This is a genomic window from Brachyspira catarrhinii (assembly GCF_005518285.1).
Taxonomy (GTDB): Bacteria; Spirochaetota; Brachyspiria; order Brachyspirales; family Brachyspiraceae; genus Brachyspira; species Brachyspira catarrhinii.
The window spans coordinates 1-2,607 of the sequence record NZ_SJDU01000328.1; the positions used below are offsets into that span (position 1 = coordinate 1).

The following is a 2,607-nucleotide window of genomic DNA, read 5'->3' on the forward strand; positions in this document are numbered from 1 at the left end:
ACGCTTCTAATAAAATCGGGAATTAAATTATTCGTTATTATATCCAAAGCCATAAGAACTTTAACGCTCGTTCTTGTAGGATAAGAAACTCCCAAAAGTCTCGCGTTATTTAGCGCGTCCATGATTTTTTCCGTTAAATCTTTATCGTTTTCAATCAAATTATATATAGTAAAATCGCTATTTATCGAAACTCTCGCCAAAGTGTCGTATAGAGTTTTTACGGTTTCTTCTTCCGCCTGCTGCTGCAATATTAAAAAAGATTCTGGCTGCAATACTTTATCGGTAATCATATCCGCCGTAGCATCCGCATAAATTGTGTATGTGGTATAATCGACTCTTCCCGCTCCAGTATTAATCAATATATCGTTATTTGCCGTATATTGAGCGAAAAGAAACATATTTATTATAATAAACAGTAAAACAACTTTAATATTCATATTTACTCCGATATGCTATTAAATATTTTCGGATTATTGAAAAATTTTTAAATATATTTTTAATAAAAAATAACGGACGAAGTTTTTACTTTATTTTGTCCGTAGCCGAAGTAATCCAAATTTGGAATAGCGCTTTTTCTGACAACAAGGGGTTGCAACCCATTGTGTTAACAATTTGGATAAGTATGCAATTAAAAAAGCACGCAATGGGCAACTGCCCCTTGTTATCTGTATAGATTGCCACGCCTTCGGCTCGCAATGACAATGATTATTCCGTCATTACGAACGAAGTGAAGTAATCCACAAAAAATAGATTGCCACGCTCACGCTCGCAATGACGATTTATTTAATAAAAAAACGGTTTATACAATTAAGTATAAACCGTTTCTTGAATGTGTGAAAAATTATATTTATATTATAATGTCAACTAATCTTATTATTTTTTAGTTATAGGCATAGAAGCACTCACTCCTCTGCCAATCTGCTCAAACGTTCCTTGAGTGTCGCTACTGAAAGTAAAAATTAATTCTCCACTAACGCCGTCCATAGTCGCCGTAGCGGAATAATTTGTATCGCTCTTTTTTGTTATAGCGGATGAAGGAACTTGCATACCCTCAGCAGGTATCAATATGAACGAGCCGTCAGTATTTATGGTAATAAATTTAATTTCTGTTCCACTCCTTTCTGGGTCGCCCCACCAATCTCCCGCATAATAGGAGAATGTTCTTTCCTCTTTCGTATCTCCGCTATTTGGGTCTTCGTTCGATTTACAGCTTATAAATAAAGCCATAACTAAAGCTCCTACAACCATGTAGGTAAATAATTTTTTTGTTTTTAAAATATTCATTTTAAAAATCTCCTTTTGAATTTAATTTTTTTTATAAACAAACATAGATTCCTCTATGTAAGCTATCAAAGTTTTTAAGATACCCGCAAAGAACGGACAAAATATAAATTGATTTAATGAAAAGATTTTTGCAATAGAAAAGAGCGAAAAGTTTAAATGATTGGCGACATGACATGACATGACATGACATGACATGACATGACATAACATGTTAACTGCGTTTTTAATCATTTAAATCCTCGCTTTTAAAATTTCTTTTTTAGTTTTATTTAGTCAATTTTTCAATTCAATCAAATAAATATTTTCAAATTATACGATATTTAAAAAATTTGTCAATAGTCTATTTTTTAAATATCAATATCGCTAAATTATATAACATTTAAAAAAAATTGTCAACCTTTTATTTGGCTTTTTTCAAACATTAATTAAATTAATTAAAATATATTATACAATGTTTAAAAATAATGTCAACACTTAAAAATAAATTTTTTTAAATTGATTGCTTCGGCAAGGCTAAAGCCCACAGAGTGAGCCTCGCAATGACAGACTTTACAAATATTGCGAAAATATTTTTATTGAAAGAATTGCGAATTCTAAACGGAGTTGTTTTTGCTTCTTTTTGACAAAAAGAAGTCGCTTTTTGGCTACTGCCCACTGTAAGTGTGGTTCTTTTTTCTCGATAGAAAAAAGAACGAATAAATTGGTTACAGCCACATTGTTATCAAAAAAAGCACTAATTAAGTAAGGAATTCTTAAAAATATTTTAAAACTATTTCTTTTCCAATTTTCTTAAATAAGTCGACAAATTATTATAACCGTTATATTTTAAAACTTCGTAAGCTTTGAGTCCGATTGAATTAGTCGCCGAATAGTCAATATCTTTATAAATTAAATATCTCGCTACGCTTATTTTTGTGGCAAAAAATATCGCGTTTTGTCCCCAATCGTCTTTTTCGTTTATATCGACTTCAATATCTTCTATCAAATATTTTATGAGTTCCAAATTTTCGCTTTCAACCGCATACATTAAAATAGTTTTTCCAAAAATATCTCTTTTGTTTATGTCGCTTCCGCTATTTATCAATAATTTAACCGAATTCAAATTTCCAAGTTCGCATGCATGAAATAAAGCGGTTTTTCCTTTGTTATCGGCAATATTCAAATCGGCAGTATTATTATTCAAAAGCAAATTGATTATATAAGGATAATCCGCCGACAAAATCAAAACGTTCTCTCCGTTATTATTGGTAATCGAAATATCGGCGTCATTAAGTAAAATATAATCTGCCAAATCATAATAACCTAAAGAAGCGGATTTCATTA

3 protein-coding genes and 1 pseudogene are annotated in these 2,607 nt (G+C 30.8%); all 4 read right to left on the minus strand.

From position 1 onward, the window contains the following. Positions 1 to 437: pseudogene (locus EZH24_RS10065) on the minus strand (hypothetical protein); the annotation flags it as partial. Positions 438 to 873: 436 nt separating this feature from the next. After that, positions 874 to 1,284 carry a hypothetical protein gene (locus EZH24_RS10070; RefSeq protein WP_137999009.1) on the minus strand — a complete coding sequence of 137 codons (411 nt, stop codon included), beginning with the start codon at positions 1,282 to 1,284 and terminating at the stop codon, positions 874 to 876. A 490-nt stretch (positions 1,285 to 1,774) separates the two neighbouring features. After that, a complete protein-coding gene (locus EZH24_RS14180; RefSeq protein WP_161976140.1) occupies positions 1,775 to 1,939 on the minus strand; it encodes a hypothetical protein in 165 nt (54 codons plus the stop codon). A 114-nt stretch (positions 1,940 to 2,053) separates the two neighbouring features. Beyond that, the coding region (locus EZH24_RS10075) for an ankyrin repeat domain-containing protein (RefSeq protein ID WP_137999010.1) at positions 2,054 to 2,607 on the minus strand (554 nt) is incomplete at its 5' end.

Bases quoted from the DNA above. Each gene is read 5' to 3' on its own strand.
- EZH24_RS10070 (WP_137999009.1), bottom strand. From the start codon at position 1,284: ATGAATATTTTAAAAACAAAAAAATTATTTACCTACATGGTTGTAGGA.